A 24,171-nucleotide genomic window follows, 5' to 3' on the forward strand; every position below is an offset into this window, starting at 1 on the left:
CGCGGACAAGAAGATCGCGGACGTGGTCGACAAGGCCGTCCCGCCGAAGAAGCAGGACCCGAAGGGCGGCAAGCGATGAGCGAGATCTCCCGCAAGCTGATGAAACTCGCACTGTTCTTCGACGAGCACCCAGAGTTCGACGAGTTCCCCGAGCTGTTCGCCGAGATGGACGCCTACTTCTGCGAGCACCTCGTCGCGTCGCAGGCTGGTCGGCTGGATGTGTTCGCGGAACGGTTCGGTGTGAAAGTCGAGCACGGGAACACGACCTCGGACGGCAGGCGCTACAGCAAGGCTGAGATGAGGATGGACGGGCGTCGGTTCGTTCTTCAGTGCCACACCAAGGACTACGAGGTGGCGACGGGTAAGACGGTGGACTCGGCGGTGACGTCGTGACCGACCACGATCCCATCCTCCACGTCGCTGCCCTGCGGGTGCTGGCCGACTACACCCGCGAACTCTACAACGCCGCCAAAGATGAGCAGGTCGTCCAGATGAAACGCGGCGACCGGTTGACCGCCCGCAGCCCGCTGGGTGCGAAGCGGAAGATCGCCGCCCTTTCCCTGACGGACCCGAAACCGGTCGCGCGGATCACCAACCGTGAGGCGTTCACCGCGTGGGTGAAGGCCAACTACCCGGACGTTGTGGACACGACGGAGAGGATCGTCGGCTCTGACGCCGAGGTGATCACGGTCCTGTCCAAGCATGCCCCGCACCTGGTCAAGTCAGAGTCCAAGGTGAACCCGGCCTTCGAGGTCGCGGTGAGGTCCGAGTCCGCATCCCTCGGGGCACCGATCGCGCCGAACGGGGAGACCGACATTCCCGGCGTGGTGGTGGAAGTTCCGGCACCGCAAGTCCGATGCGTCGTCGAGAAGGACGCTCTCTCCGAGGTGATCCACTTGTTCCGGATCGGCCGGTTGTCGCTCGACTCGTTCGCGTTGATCGAGGGGGCCACCGATGGCGTTCGCTGAGGGATACATCGACGTCGCCTCCCGAATCGTCGACTTCCGCACCAAACACCCCGAGGGGTCGTTGCAGCCGGCGGATCCCATGACGCCGTACCGGATCGAGTCCATCGGCGACCAGACGTACATCGTCGTTGTGGCTGCGGCCTACCGCGCCCCGGACGACCCGCGTCCCGGTATCGGCCAGGCGTACGAGGTGTTCCCCGGTCGGACTCCGTACACGCGGGGCAGCGAACTTCAGAACGCGGAGACCTCCGCGTGGGGTAGGGCGATCGTCGCCGCGCTGGCCGGGGATACGCACAAGGGGATCGCTTCGCAGGAAGAGGTCCGGAATAGGCAGGCCGAGCGGGACCCTGCGCAACAGACTCCAGAGGAGTTGGTTCGTCAGGAGTTGATGCGGCTGTGCGACGAGAAGGGCATCGACCCGCACAAGGTCGGCCCGGACTTCAAGGCTCGCATGGGGAAAGACAGTAAGGCCGCTTCGGAGGCAGAGCTCCGTGACTACCTCGCGATGCTCCAGTCTGGGCTCGGTGTCGAGCCGCTTCTACGGGAGTCGGCATGAACGAGCAGGCGTGCCGCCGAATCGTCCGGCTCCGAAGCGAAGGCGACTGCGAAGTCCGTGTCGACGGCGTGTGTCTCGGTAGGGCCACGAACTTCCAGCACCGGAAGAACCGGTCGCAGGGTGGGCTGTGGCTGCCGTCGAACGGGCTGGACGTGTGCGGGTCGGGCACGACCGGTTGCCACGGGTGGATTCACTCGCACCCGAAGCTGTCCCGCGACAACGGGTGGATGGTGCCGTCCACCGACAACCCGTCGGAGACGTCGTTCCGGCACTGGCTGCACGGCTGGGTCACCCCGGACGACGACGGCGACTTCCACTACCTGAACGGGGCGGTGGCGTGATGGTCACCCATGAGCAGTGGACCCACGCCGGTGACGTCGTCACCCACCTCACCGACTGGGCCGTCACCGCAGTGTTCGTGCTTCTTGCCGCTGTCGTCGGTGCCGTCCTCGGCAGCTTCACCTTCCTCTACCTTCTCGACCTGATCGGGAGTGCGCTGTGAACACCGACTTCGGGTTCAAGATCCCGTCCACCTACTACGTTCCGGGCCTGCATTTCTGGGGTCAGGCATCGAACGGTCGTACGGGGATCGTGTGCCAGAACACCAACGGGGCGGTGGAGTTGAACTTCACCGACGAGACGGTGGTGGTGCACGCGCCTAACGCCCGCACGGGGTGGGCTGACGACGTCATCCGGGACTGCACGGTGCTGGGTGGGGTGTGCTGGACGGGGGTGTCCCAGTCCGCGTTCGTGGATTTCCTGCCGATGCTGTTCGACCCGGATCCGCGGGCAGCGTTGCAGATGCTGGCTGCGTGGCACGACGACCACTTCCGCGGAACACGGGTGCCGTCGTGAGTGGCTGCGAGACGTGCGAGCGGGACGGCAAGGCCTACTGCCCTGTCCACGGAGACACCGTCGAACTTTCCACCGGCAGGCCGCACGGGCGAACGAAGTACAAGGTCGAACACTGCAAGTGCGAAGTGTGCCGCCTCGACGCCCGCGCCTACGAACGTGATTTGCGACGGAGACATGCCTACGGCCGCGTTGGTCTTGTGGACGCGGAACCAGCAAGGCAGCACATCGCCCAGCTCCGCGAGTTCGGTATCGGCTGGCGCAGGGTGGCGGTACTCGCCGGAATGGAACCCCGCACAGTGTGGCGGCTTATCTACGGTGATCGCAGAAGCGGGCCGACGAAACGAATTCGCACCTCCACGGAACGGAAGATCTTCACCGTCAAGGCTGTGCTGGACAACGTCGCCGACAGGACCCCTGTGCCCGCCTTGGGTGCGCACAGGCGGCTGCAAGCGCTGGTGGCGGTCGGGTGGTCGCAGCGGAAACTCGGCGCCCGGCTCGGTATCTCGGGGTCGAACATGGCCGCGGCGATGCACAGTGAGCGCTTAGCTGCGGGGACGGTACGGGCCGTGCACCGGCTCTACGACGGGCTGTGGAACACGCGCCCGCCCGAAGTCAGCCAGTGGGACAGGATGTCCGCCGCCCGGGCGCGGAACTTCGCGCGCGCCAACGGCTGGCCGCCGCCGATGGCGTGGGACGACGACACGATCGACGACCCTGCCGCGACACCTGAGGGCGTCGGTGCTACCGCGGTAAGCGGGCGGAAGAAGCTGCCCGAGATGGACGATCTCCGGTTCCTGCTCGAGACCGAGTCACCGGAGCGGGTCGCTGCCAGGTTCGGCGTGAAGATCGGGTCGCTCAAGGATGCTCTGGCGCGTGCGGCATGAGTGCCCGTTGGTGGGTGCGTGTCCGGTTCCGGTTCCGTCGCCGCAACCCGCCTGATGACCCGTGGACCACGGAAGCCCGATTGCGAAGGAAGTGGACGAGATGGACGTAGCGAAGACCCCTTCGGAGATCCAGGAGCCGCCGGGCGGTTTCGAGTGGGTGTGGTTGCCGGAGGCCGGATTCGGCGCAGGCGAGTGGGAGGTCGTCGCACCGGAGGAGGCGAAGACGTGCCGCTACACGGTCGGCCGCCACCGGTGCCTCAACAAGTCTGTGGCCCGCCTCAACCGGAGCCGTATCCCGAAGTACTCGCAGTGGTGGCACTACTGCGGAGATCACATGTTCGGTCGCCGCATCCGGGATGGCGTGGTCGAGCACCAGGTGTGCCGTCCGATCGGGGCGAGCGATGTCTCCGACTGAGGCTGAACGCCAACTCAACGACATGTTCCACCGGTGGCTGCTGGATATCGAGTCGGTGTCGTATCCCGTCATCACCATCCCGAAAGGACAGAAACAGTGATCGAGGTATCTGGATACAGCGACGACCTGATCGAGATCGACGGGGATGTCCGTGAGGAAGTCCCAGTCACGGACACTGGCGATGGCGTGTTACTCGCCACTTCAAACGGGGTCGTTCTCCGCATCCACTTTCGAACCTGCTGGCGGATCGAGCTTGTGGCTGGAGCCGGGTTGGTCGAAATCGCTCCATGTCCCGAGAACGACGACGACAACTACTCCGATCTCGCGACCGTCCGAGGCTCCATCGATTGGGTGGTCTGCCACAACAAGTTCGCGACAGCACAGCCCGCCTGAGCCGGTGCTGTCCGGGCATTCCTTGCCGATGCCCGGGCAGCACCACCCCAACCACCCCGAGGAGGTGAGCCATGAACCCCAACCAGATCTTCGAGGACCTGCGGGACCGTCCACTATGGCAAGACGACGCCCTGTGCGCCGAGACCGATCCGGACGCGTTCTTCCCGGAGAAGGGCGGCTCCACCCGCGAAGCCAAGCGGATCTGCCTCGGTTGCGAGGTCAAGGAAGCGTGCCTCGCCTATGCCCTTGAACGCGAGGAACGGTTCGGCATATGGGGAGGACTCTCCGAACGGGAACGTCGCAAACTCACGCACGTCCGGCCGAAAGCCCCCTACATACCGCCGACCCCTGAGCAGGTCGCTCAGGTCTACGAACTCGCCGCGACGGGACTGAGCTGCACCAAGATCGCGGAAGCGGTCGGGGTCTCTATGGGAACTGTCAAGAGCCTCACCCGTGCGAATCGGGGTGCGGTGGCATGAGCCTCACCGGGGATCCCCTCACAGACACTCTCGTACCGGTCGCATTGCAACTCATCGGTGCGGTCCGCGCTGGCGACTCGAATGAGGTGGCCGAAGCGTTCGCTGCGGCCATTCTCGCCACGGGCGGGCGGTGCGATCCCGGCGAAGCGTTGGCGGTGGTGTGCGCCGCCCTGGTGCCCGATGAGGCGACGCCGTCTGAACTGCTCGGTTGGTACCGGGTGACCGCGGAGTACGAGCGCCTGCTGGGCAATGGGGTCGACCCGACGATCGCCGGCGAGTTGTCCGGCTGGAAGAACAGGACTGCCGCGTGACCTGGTTCAAGGTGGACGACAAGCTTCCGGGGAACCGTAAGGTCCGGAAGCTCGGCGCCGACCGGTTGCCCGCGATGGGCTTGTGGACGTTGTGTGGATCGTGGTCGTCCGACCACACCACAGACGGTTTCGTGCCCGCCGAGGAGGTGCGCCGATACGACCCGAAGGAGAAGTTCGCGCGCCGCCTCGTCGACGTGGGCCTGTGGATAACTGTGGTTCAGGACGACGAACCGGGCTACCTCTTCCACGACTTTCACGACTACAACCCGTCTGCGGAGAAGGTTTTGGCGGAGCGGGAAGCGACCAAGAAACGTGTCCAAAAGTGGCGAGAGTCCAGGAAAACAGGCACACGTAACAACGTTGGTAACGGCGTTAGTAACGGCGTGCGTACGCCTTCCCCGACCCGACCCGACCCGACCCCCCCTAAAGGGGGAAGGGGAGTGGGTAGAAATTCAAACCTCCGCACCGTCCCCGAGTGGTGTGGCGACTGCGACGAACGCACCCGCCAGATCGAACTCGACGACGGCACCCCGAAGCGATGCCCCGCGTGCAACCCCAACCGGGAGACGGCATGAACAACCAGATCCTTGGCTTCTTCAGCGTTCTTCATGCCCTCACCGGCAGGAGCGACCAGCCCGACGTCAACGCACCAGTGGCCGTCGGGGAACGGTGGCCGGTCATCCGGACGGGGAAGCGCGAACAGATCAGCCGCCTCACCCGCCGCCTCATTCGCGAACGCGACGACAACCGGTGCCGCTTCTGCGGACACCACGGCGGCCTGCTCGAGCTCGACCACATCGTCCCGTGGTCCGCCGGCGGCAAGGACACCTCTGAGAACCTCCGAAGCCTGTGTAACCCGTGCAACACGGGGCGCAGCAACTACCGCACCGAGTTCGACCAGTTCGTCGTGCCGGTCACGCACTCCTGCGACGTGTGCGTCGCGACATGGGAGCTGAACTACGGGCCCTCGTTTCATAGCCGCCGGTTCGTTGACGCACCGAAGACGACGGCCTACTGCGGGAGTTGCCACGAGATCACGTTCGTGACTGATCCTCGGCGGTTGCGGTGAACGCGCTGGACCGGTTCGGGGAGCCGATCGAGGAAAACCCAGAGGAGACCGTCGAGCCGGTACACGACCCGCGGTGCCGCAGTGGCTGGGTGGATCGGGACGCAGACCCCGCGGTGCCATGTCTGGATTGCAAGCCGCACCTGGCGCCGGCGCGGTTGTGGGAGAAAGCGCACGGGCCATACGTGCCGTACGAGCCGACCGATTGAACCCCCTCTGTGACTGTCTGAAGGAGACACAAAGTGAGTGACGCGAAAACGTTCCGCAAGAAGCCCGTCGAGATCCAGGCGATGCAGTGGACAGGAGACAACGGCGTCGCCCTCCATGCGTGGATGGAAGGCGACTTCCAGCGTGCCGAGCAGCCGATCCGAGGCCAGTTCACGGGCAAGCGCTACACCGCGATGATCTGGGTCGCGGCGAACGAGAACTGGTCCAAGATCGAGACCGGCGAATGGGTGATCAAGGACAGCAAGGGCTTTTACCCGTGCAAGCCGGACATCTTCGAAGCGACTTACGAGCCCGCTGGTGGTGTGTCGTGACCGAGCCACGTGAACCCCGACAGTGGACCAAGGGCGACCCGGAACCCGCCGACAAGCCTGCGTTGAAGGACCGCCGCGCGACGACGTGGACGTGGAACGCCGACGTCGGTACGTGGATGACGGCGTGGAACGAGACAGCTCCGTGGGATCTGCTGGCCAAGCTCGCCGGACCGCTGACGGAGGTGCTTCCCGACCCCACCCCGGAGGCGAAGCCCGGCGACCGGGTGATCGCGACCCAGTTCGGTCGTGTTCACGAAACCGTCGAAGGCGTCCTTGAGGCACCGGAGAACCCGGTCGACGAGCCCGCCACGGTTCGACGCGACGACGGTGTCCGGATCTACATCAAGGACGTCGTTGAGGTGTTGCCCGTTCCGCCTGCCTCGTCGGGTCGTGGTGCCACGAACACGGGGTCCCCGGAGTGCCGGGATGGGGGAGTCGTTTCGTCACAGGTTTCGTCAGAAGATCAAGGCGGTGTCGAGCTCAGCCCCGAACTCGAACCGATCCGGGACTTCATCGTCCGCGAGGTCGGGTTCGACAGCGGGAAGGTCATGACCCACCAGGCGATGGACTTCAGGGACGCCTTGGTCGCTGCGGGCTGGCGTCCCCCGCTACCCGAGGGCGAGAAGGAGTTGGCCGGGACGATCGTGGTCGGAAGCGACAACGACCCGTGGTACGTCCAGGTCCTCGAAGAGCCGGTGCACCGCAGCACCGAGGAAGCCTCGACGGTGATCGACTGGACGGCCGATGGCCGCATGATCGGCATCGAACTTCTCGGCCACGGCCGCGAACGGCCATCGTCCCCGCTGTGGGGCGAGTGCTCGAACTGCCAGCACGGTGCGGCACACCACGAGAACAGCGGCTGCTACGGCGTTTGCGGCAACTACACGCCTTCCCCGCTTCCCGACGACAAGAAGCAGGGAGGCCAGTCGTGACCGAACAGAAGACTGCCGACGTGGACCAGCCGGACGGTATCGATGGTGACTCCTACGACCTGCCGGACCCGGCCCGCGCCGCCGAGCGAGTGGGGGAGTTCCTGTCCTGGTACGGCGACGGCCGCCTATACCCGTGCGTGTTGCCCGGTACCGAGGACGAGATGCCGCCGCTGTTCGCCCGCGACCTTGAGGCGTTGCGGAACCTCGCGTCATCCCCGCTACCCGCTGACGAGACCGAATGGGAATGGGGATGGCTGGTTCCCGGCGAGTCGAAGGGGCGTCCGTGCCGTAACGAGGCTGAGGCCCGCCGATGGGTCGACGGATCCCTCCCGGGTGCTCGGGTGCTCGCGCGGCGTTGCCCGGCTGGCCCGTGGGTTGAGGTGAAACAGTCATGACTGAACCCCTGCGTACCAAGATCGCCACATTCGTGGACAACGTCCTCAACCATGAGGCGTGGGCGTCCACTGGGGACGAGGCAGCAGAACACATCCTGAAACTGATCGCCGAACACCAAGCGCATCGGCGCGTGTTCTTCCAGGGCGACACGGTGCCCGCAGGGGTCTCGGTCATGGACGGGCATCGGATGGTTTCTGGACCAGCCGCCGAACCGTGGAGGTACGCCACCTATCTCGGCGGCGGTCCCGGCATGGAGGTCACTCCGCTACCGACCGAGTCGGAGTGGCAGGCCGTCGTTGCTCGTGCCCGTGCTGAACGGGAGGGGAGCCAGTCGTGACGATCATCATCTGCGAAGGCGTCACCGATCCTCCAGGCAGCCCGCACCGCCGCTGCATCCGCTTCGACACCAGGCCCGGATGCGACCCGAAGTGCGGCGAGTACGACCAGACCAACCTTGGCTACGTCGATGCCGCTGAATGGGCCGAAGAGATGCTGCAAACCCACGATCAGCGTCAGTGCCCTGGTTGTGGCCTGTGGACGGTCTGGGTTGCCCGTGCTGAACGGGAGGACAAGCAGTGACCGACCTGCAGGTGATCACACGCCCGAACGGGAAGACCTACCGCCCGCGCAAGATCGTGGCCTGGCGGTGGGAGAACGACAACGCGTCCCCCGTGAACGACGGTTGCGGCGCGGTTGTGATCGGAACCCACGACGTCGAGCGGGCACGAGCGCTCGCCGACCGCGCCATCAAGAACTGGTTCGACGGTGACCTGATCGCGACCAAACCCGAAGTCAGCTGGTTCCGACTGGGCTACCAGGGCGGCGACCTGACGTGGCTTCGCGACCCCCAGAAGGGTCGCGCCGGGGTCATGTTCACCGCCGACTACCCGCCCTCCCCGCACACGGAAGGAGCCAGCTCGTGACACCCGCCGAAGAACTCCGAGCAGCAGCCACCCGACTCCGCGAGATGGCAGCAGAATCCACGAAAGGCCCGTGGGCCGCCTTGCCGATCTTCAGGATCACGGACGGCTGCCACTGCCCATCCTGCACAGAACCCAAGCCGTGGGCGTGGCAGATCGACGTCATCGACGGGCCGGACTCGGGCGACTGCTGTTCGTTCCCGATGCACATCAACCGCCCGGACGCCGAGTGGATCGCTCTCATGGGGCCGGACAAAGCTGGCCTGCTCGCGGCGTTCCTCGACGTGTGCGCCAGACAGCAGCACTTCTGGGCTGGCACCTCAGGGCGTTCCGACGCCATGTCCAGCGAGCACGAGGCCGCTCTCGCTTTCGCTCGTTCCATCCTGCACACGGAAGGAGATGGGTCGTGAGCTTGCAGTACATCCGCGACTACTACGGCGTCCCTGCAAGGCAACGCGGCCGCGTTGTCGTCGACGGCAAACCCGGCGTGATCAACGGAGCGAACGACGCACATCTGCGTGTCCGGTTCGACGGCGACACCCACGACGGCTCCGCCCATCCGACGTGGCGCGTCACCTACCTCGACGCCGACGGCAACGCCATGTGGTCGCACACGGAAGGAGTGAACCCGTGACCGACCCGTTCGGATTCTTGCCCTTCGCCATCCCGGCAGACGCGAGAACCTGGCTTGTGGCCTGCTTCGTCGGTTCTTCCCAGCAGGGGTGGGACGTCGACACCTGCGCGAAGAAGGCGGACGAACTGCTCGTTCGCTGGAAGGCGCTACCTGGCGCTGCTCTCAACACCCACTGGGGTCTTCAGGCTTCGGACGGGGTCACGTTCGGGTGCAGTGAAGCCACCGCCGCGACTCTCTGTCCTGACGGCTCCACCCCGGTGTCTCGTCTGGTGGGTCCGTGGACACCAGCCACACCCAACCCGCCGGACGGAGGTGCCGCGTGACCCGGCACGTCGTGATGTGGTCCTCCGGGATCACCAGCTGGGCTGTCGCACGCCACGTCATCCAGCAACACGGTACGGCCGACGCCGTGCTGTTGTTCGCCGACACCCACGCTGAGGACCAAGACAACTACCGGTTCAACCGCGAGGCCAGTGCTCGGCTCGGCGTCGACCTCACAGTGGTTGCCGACGGCCGCGACCCACAGCAAGTCAACCGCGACACACGATGGCTGTCGAACAGCCAGGTCGCGAAGTGCAGCGAACTTCTGAAGATCATTCCCTGCCGCACCTGGCTCACTGAACACTGCGACCCCGCCGACACGATCCTGTACCTCGGGCTCGACTGGACCGAACCCGAACGCATCCCCACCAACCGAGCCAAATGGCTACCTTGGCGAACCGAATTCCCGCTCACGGAACCGCCGCTGCACTCCAAGGATCACTGGCTGGCGGAAGTCCGGCGTGACGGCGTCGAACCTCCATCCATGTATGCCCGCGGCTACGTCCACGCCAACTGCGCCGGCGCCTGTGTCCGTGCCGGTCAGGCGCAGTGGGCGCACCTCGCCCGCGAAAACCCTGCGCTATTCGCCTCCTGGGAACAGCACGAAGTCGAGATGAACAACCTCACCCGCGACGGAAAAGATCCCATCGCGATCGTTCGGGACCGCCATGGCGGCGTCACCCGGCCACTACCGCTGACAGTCATCCGCCGGCGCGTCGAATCCCAGCCATCACTGCTCGACCTCGACGACTGGGGCGGTTGCGGATGTTTCACCGATGGGCCACCGAACCTCCAGGAGGCGTCGTGACTGTTCCCCCCGATCCTCTGACTGTGGTCGAGCAGGCCACGTGGGCGATGTGGCGGGCCGCTGGCTCCCCGACCGGGACGGCGAAGCGTGAGCCGTACCGGAAGCTCGCTCGCGCGTTGGACGCTGCTGGTCTACTCGCCGACCCCGAACAGACGATCTCGCTGGAGAAGTGGCACGAGGACATCAGCCACCGGAACCGCGAGTACGCCCGGCTCGCCGCCGAGAATCTGCGCCTGTCCCTGCTGCTGCGGGCTATGGCCCGGAAGCTGGTCTCCTACCGTCGGTGGGCTGACGGGGACGTCCCCACCGTTCACAAGCTACGGGCCGAACTGGAGGACCTTCGGCAGCACGTCCGAAACGTTGGTGCCCAGCGGGACGTCGAGAAGGCGGAGAGCGAGCGCTTGGATCGCGAAGTTCGTGAGCACCAGGTCGCCGCTGCGAACCTCTATGGCCGCGTGTTCGTCGCGCTCGGGCTCGACATCACCGCGCCGTGGAGCGGCCTCGTGGACGCTGCCGCGAAGGTCCGCGCCGAGCGGGACCTCCGCGCCGAGGAACGCAACGCGTTCATGGACGAACTCGCCGCGATGCGCACCGAGCGGGACCAGCTGAAGCAGGACCTTGCCGACGCCGAGCGGTTCAGGGAACGCGACCGGCAGCAGGCACTCCGGGCAACAGCGGGGCGGGAACAACTGCAGGCCCGCATCGACAAGGCACTCGCCGAGCTGTTGCGCGGCGGCCAGGACGCGGGAGACGTCCGCCGAGCCGCGATCGGCGTGCTGCAAGGCGACCAGCCCACCGAGGCAGGCTCGTCATGACAGCCGCCGTGGACCACGGACCTACAGCATCTCCCCGAACTCGCTGTCGTCGCCGCCATCGTCGTGGGCCTCATCGCCTGCATGAACTTCCTCCACGGCTCGGACACCCTCGCCTACCTCATCGCCGTAGGGATCCTCACCGCCCAAGACGATTGGAGACCCCGATGACCGCCAACCCCGCCTCCGACCCGATCCCCGCTTCAACCATGCCCTTCATGCTGCCCCGCATGGGCCGCGGCGCCTGCTGGTCCGATGTGGTCCGCGAGATCAAGCTCGACGAGACTGAACGACTGGCACGGAAGTCACATGGCCCGACCTGTTCGTGCCCTCCGTCGAGAAGCTCCCTGGAACGGCTGGGGGCAGCACTCGACGCCGTCGCCTTCGCCGAAGCCCACGACGCGGTGACCGAAAACCCAACTCCCAGTCTGGGAGAAGCTGGGAGTTCGCTGGGAGAACAGAATCCCGCCCTCCACCCCGCAGCACCTTCACCGCTGATCCGATGGCTCGACCGCGCCCTCAGGAGGTACGCGTGAACGACTGCAACTGTCCCGACCCTGACAACTGCGTCTACGACAACGACTGCGACATCCACGGCATCGGACCCCGGAGTGATCAGTGAACGGTCCCACCGGCATCGGCCGGTACCTCGCGAAACTCCGGCACCAAACCGGCCTCACCGCCCAAGAGGTAGCCGCCCGCATGGGCACGGACCCGTCCGCGGTGTCCCACTTCGAACGGGACATCACCGACCCCCGCATCTCCACCGTCCGCCGCTACTGCGACGCCATCGGCGCCCACATCCACATCGGACTCAAGGAGGCATCGTGACCGACTGCGTGTTCGGGTGCCGCACCCCCGACAGGACCCCGGAACCCGCGGTGAACAGTTGGCTCGTATGCGGGGCCTGCTCGAACCGGATCGCGAACATCTTCAACGACCTTGAGCACACCTACAACGCCGCCACTCACATCGACCAGATGATCCCAAGAGGGGATCCGTCCGCCCCTGTCGTCGCCCGGTCGGCAGGGTCGAAGTCCCCGACAGTGGACACCATCCTCGTCCACACCGACGTCAGGTCGTCGACAGAGGAGCATGAGGCGCCGGCGGCGTTGCCGTGGGCGCATGACCTCGCCGTGGAGGCCCGCGAAGTCCTGGGATTGCCGGCTCCGGGGACGCGGTTGACGATGGCGCGCGAGTTGGAAACAGTTCGGGCGTCGTGGGCGTGGCTGATGGCCCACGAATCGATCGTTGATTTGACGAGGCAGGCCCAGTGGGTGTTGCGGGGTTTGCAGAACGTTCACGGGTCGGGCCCGAAGTTGATGCGGGCGGGGAAGTGTCCGATTTTGGTGGCGGCGATCCCGTTGACGGATGGCACGGTGTTGCCGATCGGGTGCGGTGAGACGTTGACGTTTTATCCGGATGCGAGGGCGATCCGGTGCCGGAACTGTCGGACGGTGTGGCCGCGGTCAAGGTGGCAGGAGCTGGGGGATGAGTGGGCTGATTACGCGACCTTGTCGCACGATCTGGGGGTCGCGGTGGGGACGCTGCGGTATTGGGCGTCGGAGGATGCGTGGGTGAGGCAGACTCGAGAGGGGTTGAAGCGGGTGCTGGTGTCCCGGTTGGACGCGTTGGATTCGTACACGAGGCGGCGCGGGCCGCTGCTCGGAGAGGTGAGCTGATGGATGACGTTTTAGGAAACGGGAAACGCCTTTCTCCGTGTTAGCTGAAGCGCGAAGCTGAATACATGGCCCTCACGTTGATCAGCTTCGGCTACCTGCACGCCCCCGCCCCCCAAGCTGACCGAGTCGAAGACGTCCGGCAGCGTCTCCGCGACCCCGCCGCCGCCCGGGACATCCTCGACCTCGACGGCCACCACCCACAGGTTCAGCAAATCGTCCAGAACACCTCCGGTGCCCTCGATCTCCTCGACAACCTCGCCGACTACATCCTCACCTGCTACCCCACTCATGTGGCCATCGGCTGCGCAGGCGGACGACATCGGGCCCCCAGCCTCGTCAACCTGCTCGCACAGCGTCTACGGTGCGACGGGTATCCGGTTGAGGTCCAGCACCGTGATATCCACCGACCCCGAGTACTCAAACAAATAGACACGCCGTAAATTCACCCTGCGTTGACGTTGACCTGCACCCAACGTATGTTTGATCACGCTGGTGCAGTGTCAGATAAGGCCGACCAGCTCGGAAGGGTTCAGCGCAGCGGTGAGATTCCGTGCGCATGCAGGAGCGGCTACCACCTCGCGTCGGACGAATGCCCGCCAAACCTGCATCCGACCAACGGCTGACATGCCTGCCCTTCCCTCCCGACCTGGCGCGGGATCCCAGGCCTGATTGAGAGCGTCTTGGCAAGCGGGTTCGAGTCCCGACCAGTCAGGCCACCGAACCCCCGAGGAACGCGTCCTCGGGGGTTCACTACTTCCCCAATCCCGGGACTGCCCGACGGAGCCGGGTAGCGCCCTCGGTCCACGGCCCGTTCACAGGCACGGACGCGGAGGGCACCCTAAATGTCAGACTGGACCGTAGACACCCTCAAAGAGTATTTCGATCAGAGCCTCGCAGGCCTTCGCGAACTCATGTACCAACGCTTCGGCGACAGAGACACAGCCGTCGACGCCGCCCTCGCCGCCGCCAAGGAAGCCGTCACAGTCGCCAACACGGCCTCCGAGAAGCGCTTCGACTCAGTCAACGAGTTCCGCGCTCAGCAGACCGAGATCCTCTCCATGACCATGCCGCGTGCTGAGACCGAGCAGCGCCTCGGCGCCATGGTCGAGAAGTTCGACGACCTGAAGGAACGCTTCAACGTCGAGGTGTCCAAGCTGCAACGCAACGAGGGCCGCGCTGAAGGCGCCACGTCCACCACAGAGGGCATCAACGCCAAGTGGCTACTCATCGCCGCCGTAGCATCCGTGTTCGTCGGCATCGCGGGCCTGGTTATCGCGTATGTGGCTACCCGGTAGCCCTTCTGAATCGAGTACATGCTGCGGACAGTTGGCACTCCGGAGGTGCGATGGACATCGTCTACGTCCTCAAACCCTCCGAGGCCAACGACGAACTCAGGCACTCCCTCCGATCGGTTGCCGAGAACCTCCCGCACGCGAAGGTGTGGATCGTCGGCTACAAGCCGTCGTGGGTACAGCATGTCGAGTACCTGCCCGTGGTGCAGAACCCGCGCCAGAAGCACCCGAACAGTCTCCGCAACCAACGGGCCGCGCTCACCAACCTGGAGATCAGCGATCCATTCGCGTTCTTCAACGACGACTTCTTCGTCCTCCAACCCCTCACCGCCATCCCGGTGCTGAACTGGGGCCACATGGACGACGTCATCGACGGCTACGGGCCCTCGAAGTTGGGCACCAGCTACTACCGGTCGATGCTCGCCACGCGGAACATCCTCCACGGGCTGGGCGTGGCAAAGCCGCTGTCGTACGCGGCTCACGTCCCCCTCGTCACGTACAAGGCGCCGATGCTGTCGGCGATGCGGCACAACCGGCCGGATTGCTGGGTGCAGCACGCCACCATCTACGGAAATCTCCACCGCTTGGGCGGGGAAACGCTGGTGGATGACGTGAAGGTGTACGACCCCCGCGGCCGACTACCCGCTTGGGTTGAGACGTCGCGGTTCGTGTCCACCTCGGACCTGTCGTTTCTGCGTGGCCCGATCGGCAGGTGGCTACGCGACCGGTTCCCGAACCCCTGCCACTTCGAAGCAGACCAGTGAGGCCACGATGAAGACCGTGAAGCGTCACACCATCCGCAAGGTAGATGGCAAGTGGACTCGATACGAGCGGTCATACGGCTTCGCCCGGCCCGATGCTGCCACGATGCAGTCGCACGCATCGTGGCGCACTGCAATGCGCGCGACCGAAGCACGCCCCGGCAACGGTGACACCTTCCTCGTGCATGAGCCGCAACGACCACATGACCTGCGCGAGCGGACGGCGTACATCGAGGCACGGTCCAGCGAGTCGCGATGAGCGGCCAGTGGGCTGGTAGGCGCACCTACTCCCGCGAATACCACCGCAACAAAGCGCTCGTACGTCGACGCTCAGGCGGCATCTGCGAGGTACAAGACAACCAACCCCGCGCACCCTGGCATCAACGCACAGGCCCACGCTGCACCCAACCCGCCACCGCCTGCGACCACATCACACCCCAAGCCCGCGGCGGCACAGACCACCTCTCCAACTTGGCAGCCATCTGCACCCAACACCACAAGGCCAAGACCCAAGCCGAAGCAGCAGAAGGCTGGACCTTGCGCCGGCAGTCAGCGAAGCGCCCCACCCAACCACACCCGGGCCTCCGAAAGGACTACCCCTCATGACCAGCTACCGCTTCCTGTCCGCCATCGGCAACCACGCCCGCGACGAAGTCACCGACCAGCTGTCCAACAAGGACGCCCAGTTCCTCCTCAACCAGGGCTACATCGTCGAGTACACCGGTGACACCACCCAGCAGGACGACATCACCCTCGCCGACTACACCCCCGAACCCGAAGACCACGGGGATGTGGAGGAGCGAGCCAACCGCCACTCCGGCAAGTCCAGCACCCCACTGCCCAAGGACGTGGAACCCGTGCACGTGGAGGAGCAGGTACGCACCACCCACGTAGACAGCGAGCCCACCGAACAGGTGGAAGGGCAGGGCATCGACGGCCTCAGCCTCAAGGAGCTGCGCTCACTGGCTGAGTCCAAGGGCCTCGCTACCTATGGCACCAAGGACGACCTCAAGACCCGCATCAACGAAGCAGACGAGCAGGCCTGACCTTGGCAGCCCACATCTACAAGGGCAACGGTGAGCCTCAGTTGTGGGAGTACTACCTCTGGCCCTTCGGTATCCCCACACCACGATGGTTCGACAACAACCACGCCGAATACCGATGCCCCTCGTCCCGCATCGACGGCATATGGGCACAGCTCCGCGCATGGAGGATCATCCGAGTCCGACCGGCGAAGGTCAGCGGGCAAGAAGAACTGCGATCGAACTGGTCCTTGACATCCACCACCTGCCCAGGGTGGGGTGGGGGGTAACCCCCTCGAAACACACGGCGTGTCGGTGTGCATAGGGCCTCGGAATGTGCTTAGCGAATCAGCGATTCCGGCGGCTGTGCTGTCGGGGGATTGGGGGTCGGGCTGTGCCTGGTACTCCTGGACGTAGCGGTGGTGCAAACCGTAAGCGCAGTGATCAGAAGTTGGGGAACGCGACTCACGCGAAGGACCACCCGGATCACTCGTCGAATGTGGACAAGCCGAAGGCTGAGCCTGTGGTTCAGCCGAAGTTGGTGTTCCCGAACGGCGAGGTGCCGCATGCGATGGTGCAGCGGTTGTGGGATGCGATGGCGATCTCGGGGTTTCACGAGTTCTACACGCAGGCTGATTGGGAGGCTGCGTCGATCGCGGTCTACAGCTTGCAGCAGATGGTGTCGGAGATGATCGCGAAGGGTGGTCTTCCGGCGAATAAGTCGGCGGAGATGCGTGCGATTTTTCAGGAGTTGTTGGTGACGGAGTCGGCGCGGCGTCGGTTGAAGATCGAGGTGCAGCGGCATAAGGACACTCCTGAGCCGCAGGCGCCGGGTGCTCCGGTGGATCGGGCGAAGCTGTACGGGGTCGCGTGACCGTCCTCTAATTCCTAGCTGTTCCAACCAACTCCAAACCTTGGAGTTGGTTTTTCTGTCATGCCCCGGCCGTGCCGGGATATCGAGAGGAGCAGTCCGTGACTGCCCGAATTTCGTTTCGCACTCGTCTCGACATCATCTCGGGAGAGCAGATCAACTTCCCGCATGCGGGAGGAGGCCGCCGTTTTATCGGCGCGACTTCGATGCAGCACGGTCACCTCGTCGTACTCGTCGGCGACTGCAACGAAGACGGGGAACTCAAGGAATACCGGGAAGCGTTGTCGCTGACTCCCGAAGACGCGCGCAACCTCGCCGAGTTCCTCGTGGAGGAGTCCGGCGGCGTGTTGTCCAGCGTCGGCATCTGCGGGTCGCAGCGGCCGAAGATTCTCAAGGACGGCTCGGACCGGGAAGTGTGCCGCCTTCGTGCGGGGCACACAGGCTGGCACCACGGCGCCGACGGTTCCGACTGGGGAGAAACAGGCCACGCCAAGTGCAAGGAGAACGTCATCGAGCAGCTGCGCGCAGAGGAAGACGGGTCGGACCTCTGCGTGATCTGCGGCCGATAACTCAGACCGTGCTCATGCGGTTACCCGGGAATGATCGCCGGGTCTAAGTAGGCACACGTCCGGTGCCTGTGCCGCACCCCCCATTCGTCCGGCTGTGCCGGGTCCACATAGACGGGGGTGAGCTGTGCTCGCGAACCCGACGAAACGCCGAGGGCTCGATCCCCGGTTCCTGAACACCCCACCACCTGTCGGGTACTGGCGGGACTTCCTCTCCGGTGCGTGGCGGTCACTCCCGTGGCCGGACGACCCGAAAGACCTTCCCCCGTCGCTCGGGTGGGACATCATCTCGTGGGCCGAGCAGTGGCTCGTTCACCACCTCACGGGAGAACCGTGGCGGTTCACGAAGGCGCAGAAGCGGTTCATCATCCTGTGGTACGCGTTGCGGCCCAACGGGAAGTTCCTGTACCGCCGCGGTGTGAAACGGCGTTCCAAGGGCAACGGCAAGTCGCCCCTGGCGGCGGCGGTGTGCCTGATTGAGATGTTCGGGCCCGTCCTGTTCGACCGATGGGACAATGGCGAACCGGTGGGAAAGGCCCATCGGGTTGCGCTGGTGCAGATCGCCGCGAACTCCGAGGGCCAGGCGCAGGACGTGCTGTTCGTCGCGAATGCGATGGTGTCCAAGGCGCTCAAGCAGGCTGTCGGGTACGAGGCGGGAAAGCTCGGATCCGGGTCGAAGTCCGGGTCGCGGTTGCAGATCCTCACCCAGTCGGTGAAGTCCGCTGAGGGTGACCCGGCCACGGCGATCGTGTTCGACGAACCGCACCACGCCACTACCTCCAGTGGAGGTAAGGCGATGGCGGACGTTACTCGACGCAACGTAGCGAAGTCCCCAAATGGTCAGGCGCGGATCTGCGAATTCACCAACGCCCACGAGGATGGTGGGGATTCGGTCGCGGAGGACACGTTCAACACGTGGCAGCAACAGATGGCTGGCCACATGCCGTGGAAAGACATCCTCTACGACTCGTGCGAAGCCCCAGCCTATCTGTCGCTGCACGAACCTGAGGACGTGTGGCGCGGCATCGAAGCAGCGTACGCAGACGCACCATGGATCGACCTGGAACGGATCTTCGCGGAGATCCACGACACGTCGAACACGCCTGCGGACATGATCCGCTACTACTTCAACGCGACCGCAGCCAACGAGTCGAAGTGGATCGACCCGCGCGCGTGGGACACCTGCTCCCGGCCGGAGGACATCCTCGCCGACGGTGAACAGATCGCCCTTGCGCTGGACTGCTCGAAATCCGAAGACGCGACCGCGTTGATCGCAACCAGGATCTCGGACGGGCATGTGGTGACGTTTGGGGTGTGGGCGAAACCCCACGGCTGGCCGTCGAAGGTGAAGAAGTGGCTCGTGAACCGCTCCGAAGTGGACGCGAAAGTCCGCTGGGTGCACTCGATGTACCAGGTGGTGGCGTTCTACGGCGACCCGTCCCCGGCTCGTGAAGACGAGACAGAAAAGTCGTACTGGAAGGCGTATTTCGATGCGTGGCACCGGGACTTCTCCCACGGCTACGCGGTGAAAGCGTCGCAGCGGAACGCATGCGAGTTCGACATGCGGTTCTCCACCCCAGGTGGGCAGGATCGGGTGCGGCGGTTCACCGAAGAGGCGATGGCCACGGTCACCGCGATCGACGAGGACCAAACCCTCACCCATGACGGGGACGCGGTGCTGAAAAAGCACGTCACCGCGGCACATCGGAGGTCGAACGAGTTCGGCTACTCGCTGGGCAAGCGGACCCGTGACTCGAAGGAACTGGTGGATGCCGGCGTGACGATGGTGATGGCTCGGTTGGCTCGGACGGACGCGATTCGTTCGGGGAAGATCCCACGCCCGCGCGGGCGGACGTACGTCCAGTGAGGAGGGTCTGATGGCTGCCACGAAGTCTCTGAATGACATCCGGAAGATCATCCAGAACACCGACGACGCCCGCGCCGCGGAACGGGAACGTCTCGAGAAGATCCGCCAGTATGAGCGCGGTCCGCAGCCGGGCCCGTACCGGCCGAAGAAGGCCAACCGCGAGTACACGACGTTGGTTGAGCGCTCCGAAACGAACTTGATGCGGTTGATGCTGCGTTCCATCGCGGACCAGTTGTTCATCGAGGACTACCGCAAGAAGGACGCGAAGGGCTCGGCGGAGGCGTGGGGCCACTGGCAGGCGAACAAGTTCGATTCCCGTCAAGGACAGCTTTTCTACTCCGCGATCCGCGACGGCTACGCGTTCGGTACCAGTTTTCCCGGCAAGGGCGGTACGCCTGAGATGCGGGGGGTGTCGGCGCGGCGCATGTTCGCGGTGTACGACGACCCGGTTGAGGACGAGTGGCCCGAGTATGCGCTGCGGATCAACCGCCGCTGGGAAGTCACCGGCCTGATCGACGCCACCCACGAATACACGCTGTTCCACCGGCCCGGCGAAACCACATGGTCCGTACGGGACGAGGAACACGGCATTGGGGTGTGCCCGGTGGTCCGGTACGCACCCCACATGGACCTCGAGGGGAACTGCATCGGCGATGTTCAGCCGATGTATCCGATCCAGGACCGGGTGAATCAGACAGCGTTCGACCTGTTGATCGCGCAAACCTACGGGTCGTTCCTGGTCCGCGGCATTTCTGGCATGGAGCAGCCGATCGATCCCGCCACCGGGAAACCGGTCGAGGTTGAGCTCGCGATCAACCGGCTCCTCACCTCCGGGAACCCGGAGATGAAGGGCTGGCAGTTCGACCCCACCCCCTTGGATCCGTACCTGAACAGCCTCGAGGCGTCGATCTACCACTTCGCGATGACCTCGAGGACCGCACCACATCACCTGTTGGCGAAGATGGTGAACCTGGCGGCGGACGCGATCGCCGCGGCGGAGACGAGCGAGTTCAACAAACGCATCGCCTACCAGCACGCCTTCGGGGAGTCCGCGGAGCAGCATCTCGAGTTGTCCGCGGCGATCGCCGGCAAGGCCCCGGTGGGTGGGGACAGCGAAGCTGCGGTGCAGTGGTCGGACATCGGCTCGAGGTCGCTGTCGCAGGCTGCGGACGCGCTGGGGAAGTTGTCCCAGCAGCTCGGTATCCCGCCACAGGCGTTGTGGTCTCGAATCCCGGGTTGGACGAAGCAGGACACGGACAACGCCATCAAGCTCCTCAAGGAGCAGGACCCGATGACGCAGATGATGAACCGTCTGGACGAGACGGCCAACGGGATGGTGAACAACCCGCAGGGCCTGCCGAATGTCGCCTAGAGGCGCACAGGCGGCGCAGCAGATGCGGGCCCGGCAGGTCGCCATCGCGAACCAGGCAGTCAAGGAAGTCATCGACGACCTGTGGCCGCTGGTGAATCCTCTGGCCCCGTTCGACCAGTATCTGGGGTGGCTGCGGCTGATGGCGCAGTTGCTCGAGCGGTACCGGCGTTCGGCGGTGGAGGCTGCGGCGGTCGGGTACAACGAGCTACGCTGGCAGCAGACCGATCAGCTCGCCACCTACCAGCTTCCCGAGGTGGAGTTGGGGTTGACGGTGAAGATGCTCGGGTCGTTGATGGCGACGGGCCCGGGCAGGATGCGGCAACTGATCAAGCAGGGCTACGCGCCCGAAAAAGCCCACCAGGACGCTCTCCCGCTCCTGTCGGGGGTGGTGACGAAACAGACCCTCGACGCCGCACGAGAAGCTGTCGAGTTCGCCGTCCAGGACGACGAAGAGGCAGTCGGATGGGCGCGAGTGACCCGCCCGAAAGCGTGTGCGTTCTGCCTGATGATGGCGTCCCGCGGCGCGGTGTACCTGTCGGAGAAGTCCGCGACGAAAGTCGTGGGGCAACGCGGCCGGACACGCGGCAACCAGGGCATGGGGGAGACCTATCACGACGACTGCCGGTGCTTCGCCGTGCCGGTTTTCAGCGACGATCAGGGCCTCCCCGATCTGAACAAGGAGATGGAGCAGGTGTGGGGTGATGTCGCCAGTGGCCTTCCTCCTAAGGAAGCTCTAGCGGCTTTCCGTGCCCATCTCGGTACCCACTAACCCGGAACGGTCGTCTGTGGCGGCCACCCAACCCCTCGTAGGGAGCTGGAGCATGCGCATGTACAACCGGTGGGCTCGTATCGCCCGCGACGCCGACCCGGAAGAGCCCGCCGCCGGCGGTGGCGGGAAAACCGAGGCCGACGACAAGCCGAAGGACGAGGAGAAGCCCGAGGAGAAGGACTTCACCCCCTCCAAGGAGGCGTTCCTCGCGCTGAAGGAAGAGAAAGCCAAGGCCGCGCGCGAGCGTGACGAGGTCAAGGCGAAGCTTCAGGAGATCGAGGACTCGCAGCTGTCCAAGGAGGACAAGCTCACCAAGGACCACGCCGCCGCGGCGGCGAAGGCCAGCGAGCTCGAGCTGAAGTCCCTGAAACTCGAGGTGGCCCTCGATAAGGGGCTCACCGTCAAGCAGGCCATGCGGCTCGTCGGCGCCACCAAGGAAGAACTCGAAGCGGACGCGGACGACCTTCGGGAGACGTTCGGTGGTCCGGCGGCGCGGGTCAAAACGAAGCCGACGAAGGACCTCCGCGGCGGTGGTGAGCCGGACGAGGACGACGGTCTCGGTGACGATCCCGCCAAACTCGCGTCCGCGGTGCGCGCGAAGACCGGATTCGGTCGCTGATCTCCCGCTGCCAGGGGCGGGTCTCTCAACACTGGCAAGTAAAAACGGGCAGGCCGTGCCGCGCCCGGTACAGCACACCCGTTAAGTGAAGGGAGAGCCCCCATGGGCTTCACTGCCGTCAAGGCAACCAAGGTGACACGGGCCGGTCTCGGCCTGCTGCAGCGGGACATCATCCTGCCGAACCTCGTATGGCGCAACGCCGTCGACTCGTTCGCCGGATCCGTCAACGACACCGTGAACATCGTCGTCCCGGCCGTGGCAACGGCCCGCACCCAGGCCCTCCGGGTCCAGGGCGCAGGCCGGCAGCTCGTGATGGACGACCTGGCCGAGGGCAGCGTTCCGCTGCAGCTCACCACGAACGTCTACCACGGCACCAGCATCGACGACGAAGTGATGGAGCTCGACGTCATCGACTTCGCTGGGCAGATCGTGGACCCGCAGACCCGCGCGATCGCGGAGGGCCTGGAGAACGCCATCGCCGCGAACATGGTGGCGACGACCTATCCCGCAGGGCAGCAGCTGACGTTCACTGCGGCGGACGACCCGTACGACGTGTTCGTCGACGCCAAGCAGATCATGAATGACAACCACATCCCCGGCACCGACCGGTTCTGTGTGGTCGGGTCGAACGTGGCGACGTGGATCCTCAAGTCGGACCACTTCAAGCGGTACGACCAGTCCGGTGCGAACGCGGAGACCGCGTTCCGTGAGGCACAGCTGGGTCGGCTGGCGGGGTGGAACATCACCGAGTCGTACGCCATCCCGGCGGACAACGCGTTCTGGTTCCACCGCACTGCGTTCGCGTTCGCGATGTACGCGCCGAAGGTCCCGAAGGGTGCGTCGTTCGGCTCTTCGCAGTCGTACCAGGGTCTGGCGATGCGCTGGATCATGGACTACGACGCGGACTTCTCCCGCGACCGCTCCATCGTCAACGTCTACACCGGGTCCACGAGCATCACGGACTACGCGATCACCGACCTCGCCCGGTCGGGCGGCAAGACGATGAAGCGCGCGATCAAGGGCACCCTCGACGAGTCCTGATAGGAGGTGCGACCGATGCTGGTTGACATCGACGTGTTCGGCGACAGTCTCGGTCGCATCTTCGAGGACGACACCGCCGACATTCGGCGCGCGACCTACGCGCTGGAATCGGCGGAGTCTCTGGTCGTGTCGTTCGCGAACCGCGACACCGACTGGATCACCACCGAAGCGTTACCTCGGGTGGCGCAAACAGTGATCTACGAGGTCGCGGCGCGGAAGTTCAACAACCCGAAAGGGCTGCTGTCGCGGAACGTCGGCCCGCTCGCGGAGTCGATGTCACCTGCGGCTGCGGTGGGGTTGGCGTTGTCCGATGAGGAGAAAGCCAGCCTCGCCCCGTATTGCAAGGCAGGCCGTGGCGGGTTGCAGTCGGTACCGATCGTCCGGCCGGACCTGATCGGCACCGACACGCTGTACTTCACCGACAACTATCCGGGCAGTGTCATGCGGATCCCGTTCGCGAACGCTGAAGAAGCAGAGCTGTGGCCGGAATGATCGAGGACGGCGCGGAAACCGCGAAGATCCAGCGTGCGAGACGAGTCGGTCGGGATCAGGACATCCAGATGTCCACGGTGGCATCAATCGCGAACTGCGTGTTTTCGCCGGCGGGTGCGGCAAGCACCCGTTCCTCCACGGAGGGCCAGGAAAGTCAGACCGTCACATCGGCGTCGCTGTACGCCCCGCCTGGTGCTCCGGTGCCGAAGCCCACGGACTACATCGAAGTCCGCGGGTTGGTGTGGGAGTGCGACGGTGAGCCTGCCATCTGGCGTGACCTCGGAGGCGAGATCCAAGGTTATGAGCAGCGTCTCCGAAGGGTGGTGGGGTAGGTGAAGTACCGCCGCAACAGTCGTGAGACAGCGAAGTTCCTTCAGTCCAATCCGGCGCTGCGGAAGACCCTCACGATCGCCGCCGCCAGGAAGCTCTCCAAGATGCGTTCCCTCGCCCCGAAAGACTCGGGTCGGACGGCAGCGTCCGGTCGGTTGGTGCACCAGACCCGTGCCGGCGGTCGACGTGACCGTATGG

The 24,171-nt window shown here is 65.1% G+C and carries 40 protein-coding genes and 1 pseudogene; all 41 read left to right on the top strand.

Translation table 11 applies throughout. The features are described from left to right. The first annotated feature begins 75 nt into the window (after positions 1-75). The 41 genes and pseudogenes from ACZ54P_RS28010 to ACZ54P_RS28210 all read left to right on the top strand — a co-directional run bounded on the left by ACZ54P_RS28010 (position 76) and on the right by ACZ54P_RS28210 (position 23,975). Positions 76-393, top strand: a complete 318-nt coding sequence (locus ACZ54P_RS28010) for a hypothetical protein (protein ID WP_465464556.1) — start codon at positions 76-78, stop codon at positions 391-393. Further along, positions 390-968 (top strand): hypothetical protein, encoded by a 579-nt coding sequence (locus ACZ54P_RS28015; RefSeq protein ID WP_465464557.1) that lies wholly within the window; start codon positions 390-392, stop codon positions 966-968. Before ACZ54P_RS28010 ends, ACZ54P_RS28015 begins: the two co-directional genes overlap by 4 nt. Continuing rightward, a complete protein-coding gene (locus ACZ54P_RS28020; RefSeq protein WP_465464558.1) occupies positions 955-1,524 on the top strand; it encodes a hypothetical protein in 570 nt (189 codons plus the stop codon). Before ACZ54P_RS28015 ends, ACZ54P_RS28020 begins: the two co-directional genes overlap by 14 nt. Continuing rightward, positions 1,521-1,865 (top strand): hypothetical protein, encoded by a 345-nt coding sequence (locus ACZ54P_RS28025; protein ID WP_465464559.1) that lies wholly within the window; start codon positions 1,521-1,523, stop codon positions 1,863-1,865. The genes ACZ54P_RS28020 and ACZ54P_RS28025 overlap by 4 nt, the downstream gene beginning before the upstream one ends. Then, positions 1,865-2,026, top strand: a complete 162-nt coding sequence (locus ACZ54P_RS28030) for a hypothetical protein (RefSeq protein ID WP_465464560.1) — start codon at positions 1,865-1,867, stop codon at positions 2,024-2,026. The genes ACZ54P_RS28025 and ACZ54P_RS28030 overlap by 1 nt, the downstream gene beginning before the upstream one ends. After that, positions 2,023-2,379: a hypothetical protein gene (locus ACZ54P_RS28035; RefSeq protein ID WP_465464561.1), complete on the top strand. Its 357-nt coding sequence runs from the start codon at positions 2,023-2,025 to the stop codon at positions 2,377-2,379. The genes ACZ54P_RS28030 and ACZ54P_RS28035 overlap by 4 nt, the downstream gene beginning before the upstream one ends. Further along, the gene (locus ACZ54P_RS28040; protein WP_465464562.1) at positions 2,376-3,263 is read left to right on the top strand and encodes a hypothetical protein; all 888 of its coding nucleotides are present in this window, start codon (positions 2,376-2,378) and stop codon (positions 3,261-3,263) included. Before ACZ54P_RS28035 ends, ACZ54P_RS28040 begins: the two co-directional genes overlap by 4 nt. Before the next feature lie 100 nt (positions 3,264-3,363). Further along, positions 3,364-3,678: a hypothetical protein gene (locus ACZ54P_RS28045; RefSeq protein ID WP_465464563.1), complete on the top strand. Its 315-nt coding sequence runs from the start codon at positions 3,364-3,366 to the stop codon at positions 3,676-3,678. 96 nt (positions 3,679-3,774) lie between these two features. Then, the gene (locus ACZ54P_RS28050) at positions 3,775-4,071 is read left to right on the top strand and encodes a hypothetical protein (RefSeq protein WP_465464564.1); all 297 of its coding nucleotides are present in this window, start codon (positions 3,775-3,777) and stop codon (positions 4,069-4,071) included. 71 nt (positions 4,072-4,142) lie between these two features. Next, a pseudogene (locus tag ACZ54P_RS28055) lies at positions 4,143-4,379 on the top strand (WhiB family transcriptional regulator); the annotation flags it as partial. 167 nt (positions 4,380-4,546) lie between these two features. Beyond that, positions 4,547-4,861, top strand: a complete 315-nt coding sequence (locus ACZ54P_RS28060) for a hypothetical protein (RefSeq protein ID WP_465464565.1) — start codon at positions 4,547-4,549, stop codon at positions 4,859-4,861. Then, on the top strand, positions 4,858-5,436 hold the full coding sequence (locus ACZ54P_RS28065; protein ID WP_465464566.1) for a hypothetical protein: 579 nt from the start codon (positions 4,858-4,860) through the stop codon (positions 5,434-5,436). The genes ACZ54P_RS28060 and ACZ54P_RS28065 overlap by 4 nt, the downstream gene beginning before the upstream one ends. Next, positions 5,433-5,930 (top strand): HNH endonuclease, encoded by a 498-nt coding sequence (locus ACZ54P_RS28070; RefSeq protein WP_465464567.1) that lies wholly within the window; start codon positions 5,433-5,435, stop codon positions 5,928-5,930. Before ACZ54P_RS28065 ends, ACZ54P_RS28070 begins: the two co-directional genes overlap by 4 nt. Positions 5,931-6,169: 239 nt before the next feature. After that, complete coding sequence (locus ACZ54P_RS28075) at positions 6,170-6,466, top strand: hypothetical protein (protein ID WP_465464568.1); 297 nt, start codon at positions 6,170-6,172, stop codon at positions 6,464-6,466. After that, entirely contained in the window at positions 6,463-7,398 is a 936-nt protein-coding gene (locus ACZ54P_RS28080) for a hypothetical protein (protein ID WP_465464569.1), read from the top strand. The genes ACZ54P_RS28075 and ACZ54P_RS28080 overlap by 4 nt, the downstream gene beginning before the upstream one ends. Beyond that, complete coding sequence (locus ACZ54P_RS28085; RefSeq protein ID WP_465464570.1) at positions 7,395-7,793, top strand: hypothetical protein; 399 nt, start codon at positions 7,395-7,397, stop codon at positions 7,791-7,793. The genes ACZ54P_RS28080 and ACZ54P_RS28085 overlap by 4 nt, the downstream gene beginning before the upstream one ends. Continuing rightward, positions 7,790-8,131 carry a hypothetical protein gene (locus ACZ54P_RS28090; RefSeq protein WP_465464571.1) on the top strand — a complete coding sequence of 114 codons (342 nt, stop codon included), beginning with the start codon at positions 7,790-7,792 and terminating at the stop codon, positions 8,129-8,131. Before ACZ54P_RS28085 ends, ACZ54P_RS28090 begins: the two co-directional genes overlap by 4 nt. Continuing rightward, positions 8,128-8,373 (top strand): hypothetical protein, encoded by a 246-nt coding sequence (locus ACZ54P_RS28095; protein WP_465464572.1) that lies wholly within the window; start codon positions 8,128-8,130, stop codon positions 8,371-8,373. The genes ACZ54P_RS28090 and ACZ54P_RS28095 overlap by 4 nt, the downstream gene beginning before the upstream one ends. Further along, positions 8,370-8,717 carry a hypothetical protein gene (locus ACZ54P_RS28100; RefSeq protein ID WP_465464573.1) on the top strand — a complete coding sequence of 116 codons (348 nt, stop codon included), beginning with the start codon at positions 8,370-8,372 and terminating at the stop codon, positions 8,715-8,717. Before ACZ54P_RS28095 ends, ACZ54P_RS28100 begins: the two co-directional genes overlap by 4 nt. Then, positions 8,714-9,124 (top strand): hypothetical protein, encoded by a 411-nt coding sequence (locus tag ACZ54P_RS28105; RefSeq protein ID WP_465464574.1) that lies wholly within the window; start codon positions 8,714-8,716, stop codon positions 9,122-9,124. Before ACZ54P_RS28100 ends, ACZ54P_RS28105 begins: the two co-directional genes overlap by 4 nt. Then, the gene (locus tag ACZ54P_RS28110) at positions 9,121-9,348 is read left to right on the top strand and encodes a hypothetical protein (protein ID WP_465464575.1); all 228 of its coding nucleotides are present in this window, start codon (positions 9,121-9,123) and stop codon (positions 9,346-9,348) included. Before ACZ54P_RS28105 ends, ACZ54P_RS28110 begins: the two co-directional genes overlap by 4 nt. 319 nt (positions 9,349-9,667) lie before the next feature. Next, positions 9,668-10,477 (top strand): phosphoadenosine phosphosulfate reductase domain-containing protein, encoded by an 810-nt coding sequence (locus ACZ54P_RS28115; RefSeq protein WP_465464576.1) that lies wholly within the window; start codon positions 9,668-9,670, stop codon positions 10,475-10,477. After that, positions 10,474-11,292: a hypothetical protein gene (locus ACZ54P_RS28120; RefSeq protein ID WP_465464577.1), complete on the top strand. Its 819-nt coding sequence runs from the start codon at positions 10,474-10,476 to the stop codon at positions 11,290-11,292. Before ACZ54P_RS28115 ends, ACZ54P_RS28120 begins: the two co-directional genes overlap by 4 nt. 164 nt (positions 11,293-11,456) lie before the next feature. Next, positions 11,457-11,825: a hypothetical protein gene (locus tag ACZ54P_RS28125; RefSeq protein WP_465464578.1), complete on the top strand. Its 369-nt coding sequence runs from the start codon at positions 11,457-11,459 to the stop codon at positions 11,823-11,825. An 82-nt stretch (positions 11,826-11,907) separates the two neighbouring features. Then, positions 11,908-12,120 (top strand): helix-turn-helix domain-containing protein, encoded by a 213-nt coding sequence (locus tag ACZ54P_RS28130; protein WP_465464579.1) that lies wholly within the window; start codon positions 11,908-11,910, stop codon positions 12,118-12,120. Continuing rightward, positions 12,117-12,971 carry a hypothetical protein gene (locus ACZ54P_RS28135; protein ID WP_465464580.1) on the top strand — a complete coding sequence of 285 codons (855 nt, stop codon included), beginning with the start codon at positions 12,117-12,119 and terminating at the stop codon, positions 12,969-12,971. The genes ACZ54P_RS28130 and ACZ54P_RS28135 overlap by 4 nt, the downstream gene beginning before the upstream one ends. A 65-nt stretch (positions 12,972-13,036) precedes the next feature. Further along, entirely contained in the window at positions 13,037-13,411 is a 375-nt protein-coding gene (locus ACZ54P_RS28140; RefSeq protein WP_465464581.1) for a RapZ C-terminal domain-containing protein, read from the top strand. A 402-nt stretch (positions 13,412-13,813) separates the two neighbouring features. Beyond that, entirely contained in the window at positions 13,814-14,266 is a 453-nt protein-coding gene (locus tag ACZ54P_RS28145; protein WP_465464582.1) for a hypothetical protein, read from the top strand. A 50-nt stretch (positions 14,267-14,316) separates the two neighbouring features. Next, entirely contained in the window at positions 14,317-15,027 is a 711-nt protein-coding gene (locus ACZ54P_RS28150) for a hypothetical protein (protein WP_465464583.1), read from the top strand. A 7-nt stretch (positions 15,028-15,034) separates the two neighbouring features. Next, a complete protein-coding gene (locus tag ACZ54P_RS28155; RefSeq protein ID WP_465464584.1) occupies positions 15,035-15,283 on the top strand; it encodes a hypothetical protein in 249 nt (82 codons plus the stop codon). Continuing rightward, the gene (locus ACZ54P_RS28160; protein WP_465464585.1) at positions 15,280-15,630 is read left to right on the top strand and encodes an HNH endonuclease; all 351 of its coding nucleotides are present in this window, start codon (positions 15,280-15,282) and stop codon (positions 15,628-15,630) included. Before ACZ54P_RS28155 ends, ACZ54P_RS28160 begins: the two co-directional genes overlap by 4 nt. Then, on the top strand, positions 15,627-16,070 hold the full coding sequence (locus tag ACZ54P_RS28165) for an SAP domain-containing protein (RefSeq protein ID WP_465464586.1): 444 nt from the start codon (positions 15,627-15,629) through the stop codon (positions 16,068-16,070). The genes ACZ54P_RS28160 and ACZ54P_RS28165 overlap by 4 nt, the downstream gene beginning before the upstream one ends. A gap of 310 nt (positions 16,071-16,380) precedes the next feature. Then, positions 16,381-16,920 (top strand): phage terminase small subunit, encoded by a 540-nt coding sequence (locus tag ACZ54P_RS28170; protein ID WP_465464587.1) that lies wholly within the window; start codon positions 16,381-16,383, stop codon positions 16,918-16,920. Positions 16,921-17,018: 98 nt separating this feature from the next. Next, on the top strand, positions 17,019-17,486 hold the full coding sequence (locus ACZ54P_RS28175; protein WP_465464588.1) for a hypothetical protein: 468 nt from the start codon (positions 17,019-17,021) through the stop codon (positions 17,484-17,486). Between the two features lie 124 nt (positions 17,487-17,610). Beyond that, positions 17,611-19,350: a hypothetical protein gene (locus ACZ54P_RS28180; protein ID WP_465464589.1), complete on the top strand. Its 1,740-nt coding sequence runs from the start codon at positions 17,611-17,613 to the stop codon at positions 19,348-19,350. Positions 19,351-19,360: 10 nt separating this feature from the next. After that, positions 19,361-20,722, top strand: coding sequence for a phage portal protein (locus tag ACZ54P_RS28185; RefSeq protein WP_465464590.1), 1,362 nt, complete (start codon positions 19,361-19,363; stop codon positions 20,720-20,722). Beyond that, on the top strand, positions 20,712-21,491 hold the full coding sequence (locus ACZ54P_RS28190; RefSeq protein ID WP_465464591.1) for a VG15 protein: 780 nt from the start codon (positions 20,712-20,714) through the stop codon (positions 21,489-21,491). The genes ACZ54P_RS28185 and ACZ54P_RS28190 overlap by 11 nt, the downstream gene beginning before the upstream one ends. Positions 21,492-21,543: 52 nt before the next feature. Further along, the gene (locus ACZ54P_RS28195) at positions 21,544-22,110 is read left to right on the top strand and encodes a hypothetical protein (RefSeq protein ID WP_465464592.1); all 567 of its coding nucleotides are present in this window, start codon (positions 21,544-21,546) and stop codon (positions 22,108-22,110) included. Positions 22,111-22,212: 102 nt separating this feature from the next. Beyond that, on the top strand, positions 22,213-23,151 hold the full coding sequence (locus ACZ54P_RS28200) for a major capsid protein (RefSeq protein WP_465464593.1): 939 nt from the start codon (positions 22,213-22,215) through the stop codon (positions 23,149-23,151). 15 nt (positions 23,152-23,166) lie between these two features. Further along, complete coding sequence (locus tag ACZ54P_RS28205; protein ID WP_465464594.1) at positions 23,167-23,643, top strand: hypothetical protein; 477 nt, start codon at positions 23,167-23,169, stop codon at positions 23,641-23,643. Further along, positions 23,631-23,975: a hypothetical protein gene (locus tag ACZ54P_RS28210; protein WP_465464595.1), complete on the top strand. Its 345-nt coding sequence runs from the start codon at positions 23,631-23,633 to the stop codon at positions 23,973-23,975. The genes ACZ54P_RS28205 and ACZ54P_RS28210 overlap by 13 nt, the downstream gene beginning before the upstream one ends. The last annotated feature ends 196 nt before the right edge of the window (positions 23,976-24,171 follow it).

This window comes from Amycolatopsis sp. NPDC034160, from assembly GCF_055575355.1.

Coding starts and splice junctions, on each gene's coding strand:
- ACZ54P_RS28155 (WP_465464584.1), top strand. CDS start 15,035: ATGAAGACCGTGAAGCGTCACACCATCCGCAAGGTAGATGGCAAGTGG.
- ACZ54P_RS28190 (WP_465464591.1), top strand. CDS start 20,712: ATGTCGCCTAGAGGCGCACAGGCGGCGCAGCAGATGCGGGCCCGGCAG.
- ACZ54P_RS28030 (WP_465464560.1), top strand. CDS start 1,865: ATGGTCACCCATGAGCAGTGGACCCACGCCGGTGACGTCGTCACCCAC.
- ACZ54P_RS28060 (WP_465464565.1), top strand. CDS start 4,547: ATGAGCCTCACCGGGGATCCCCTCACAGACACTCTCGTACCGGTCGCA.
- ACZ54P_RS28070 (WP_465464567.1), top strand. CDS start 5,433: ATGAACAACCAGATCCTTGGCTTCTTCAGCGTTCTTCATGCCCTCACC.
- ACZ54P_RS28200 (WP_465464593.1), top strand. CDS start 22,213: ATGGGCTTCACTGCCGTCAAGGCAACCAAGGTGACACGGGCCGGTCTC.
- ACZ54P_RS28140 (WP_465464581.1), top strand. CDS start 13,037: ATGGCCCTCACGTTGATCAGCTTCGGCTACCTGCACGCCCCCGCCCCC.
- ACZ54P_RS28185 (WP_465464590.1), top strand. CDS start 19,361: ATGGCTGCCACGAAGTCTCTGAATGACATCCGGAAGATCATCCAGAAC.
- ACZ54P_RS28025 (WP_465464559.1), top strand. CDS start 1,521: ATGAACGAGCAGGCGTGCCGCCGAATCGTCCGGCTCCGAAGCGAAGGC.
- ACZ54P_RS28160 (WP_465464585.1), top strand. CDS start 15,280: ATGAGCGGCCAGTGGGCTGGTAGGCGCACCTACTCCCGCGAATACCAC.
- ACZ54P_RS28020 (WP_465464558.1), top strand. CDS start 955: ATGGCGTTCGCTGAGGGATACATCGACGTCGCCTCCCGAATCGTCGAC.
- ACZ54P_RS28125 (WP_465464578.1), top strand. CDS start 11,457: ATGACCGCCAACCCCGCCTCCGACCCGATCCCCGCTTCAACCATGCCC.
- ACZ54P_RS28195 (WP_465464592.1), top strand. CDS start 21,544: ATGCGCATGTACAACCGGTGGGCTCGTATCGCCCGCGACGCCGACCCG.
- ACZ54P_RS28205 (WP_465464594.1), top strand. CDS start 23,167: ATGCTGGTTGACATCGACGTGTTCGGCGACAGTCTCGGTCGCATCTTC.
- ACZ54P_RS28165 (WP_465464586.1), top strand. CDS start 15,627: ATGACCAGCTACCGCTTCCTGTCCGCCATCGGCAACCACGCCCGCGAC.
- ACZ54P_RS28090 (WP_465464571.1), top strand. CDS start 7,790: ATGACTGAACCCCTGCGTACCAAGATCGCCACATTCGTGGACAACGTC.
- ACZ54P_RS28170 (WP_465464587.1), top strand. CDS start 16,381: ATGTGCTTAGCGAATCAGCGATTCCGGCGGCTGTGCTGTCGGGGGATT.
- ACZ54P_RS28010 (WP_465464556.1), top strand. CDS start 76: ATGAGCGAGATCTCCCGCAAGCTGATGAAACTCGCACTGTTCTTCGAC.
- ACZ54P_RS28150 (WP_465464583.1), top strand. CDS start 14,317: ATGGACATCGTCTACGTCCTCAAACCCTCCGAGGCCAACGACGAACTC.
- ACZ54P_RS28145 (WP_465464582.1), top strand. CDS start 13,814: ATGTCAGACTGGACCGTAGACACCCTCAAAGAGTATTTCGATCAGAGC.
- ACZ54P_RS28045 (WP_465464563.1), top strand. CDS start 3,364: ATGGACGTAGCGAAGACCCCTTCGGAGATCCAGGAGCCGCCGGGCGGT.